The sequence below is a fragment of the Shewanella sp. P1-14-1 genome, assembly GCF_001401775.1.
Taxonomy (GTDB): domain Bacteria; phylum Pseudomonadota; class Gammaproteobacteria; order Enterobacterales; family Shewanellaceae; genus Shewanella; species Shewanella japonica.
This window is the reverse complement of record NZ_LKTL01000064.1, coordinates 1-1,233: the sequence shown is the minus strand read 5'-3', so window position 1 is coordinate 1,233 and position 1,233 is coordinate 1. Positions and strand designations below refer to the sequence as shown.

The following is a 1,233-nucleotide window of genomic DNA, read 5'->3' as shown; positions in this document are numbered from 1 at the left end:
TGGCTAAAGAAAAATTTGAACGTAGTAAACCACACGTAAACGTGGGTACAATTGGTCACGTTGACCATGGTAAAACTACTCTAACAGCAGCTATCTCAGCAGTATTGACGAAAGCATACGGCGGTGAGACTAAAGATTTCGCACAAATCGATAACGCTCCAGAAGAACGTGAGCGTGGTATTACAATTAATACTTCTCACATCGAATATGACACGCCTACACGTCACTACGCACACGTAGATTGTCCTGGTCACGCCGATTATGTTAAAAACATGATTACTGGTGCTGCACAAATGGACGGTGCTATCTTAGTAGTAGCAGCAACTGATGGCCCAATGCCACAGACTCGTGAGCACATCCTACTTTCACGTCAGGTTGGTGTACCTTTCGTTATCGTATTCATGAACAAATGTGACATGGTTGATGATGAAGAGCTACTTGAATTAGTAGAAATGGAAGTACGTGAACTTCTTTCTGAATATGACTTCCCAGGTGATGACTTACCAGTTATCCAAGGTTCTGCACTTAAAGCGCTTGAAGGCGATGCAGCTTGGGAACCAAAAATCATCGAACTTGCTGAAGCTCTAGATACTTACATCCCAGAGCCAGAGCGTGACATCGATAAGCCTTTCCTACTACCTATTGAAGATGTATTCTCAATTTCAGGTCGTGGTACAGTTGTTACTGGTCGTGTAGAGCGCGGTATCATCACTGTAGGTGACGAAGTAGAAATCGTTGGTGTTAAAGACACAACTAAAACGACTTGTACTGGTGTTGAAATGTTCCGTAAGCTGCTTGACGAAGGTCGTGCAGGTGAGAACTGTGGTGTTTTATTACGTGGTACTAAGCGTGATGAAGTTGAACGTGGTCAAGTACTTGCTAAGCCAGGTACAATCACTCCTCACACTACATTCGAATCAGAAGTATACGTGTTAAGCAAAGAAGAAGGCGGACGTCACACTCCATTCTTCAAAGGCTACCGTCCACAGTTCTACTTCCGTACAACTGACGTAACTGGTACTATCGAGCTTCCAGAAGGCGTTGAAATGGTAATGCCAGGTGACAATATCAAGATGGTTGTTACTCTAATCTACCCAATCGCGATGGACGACGGTTTACGTTTCGCTATCCGTGAAGGTGGCCGTACAGTTGGTGCTGGTGTTGTAGCTAAAATCGTTGCTTAATAGCGAAGTTAGTTAACACATTAAAAAGGAAGCTTCGGCTTCCTTTTTT

The 1,233-nt window shown here is 43.7% G+C and carries 1 protein-coding gene; it reads left to right on the top strand.

The window, feature by feature from the left end:
* Positions 1–1,184 (top strand): elongation factor Tu (tuf, locus tag AN944_RS20950; RefSeq protein WP_082420084.1); only part of this gene is annotated, 1,184 nt, incomplete at its 5' end.
* Positions 1,185–1,233 lie beyond the last annotated feature (49 nt).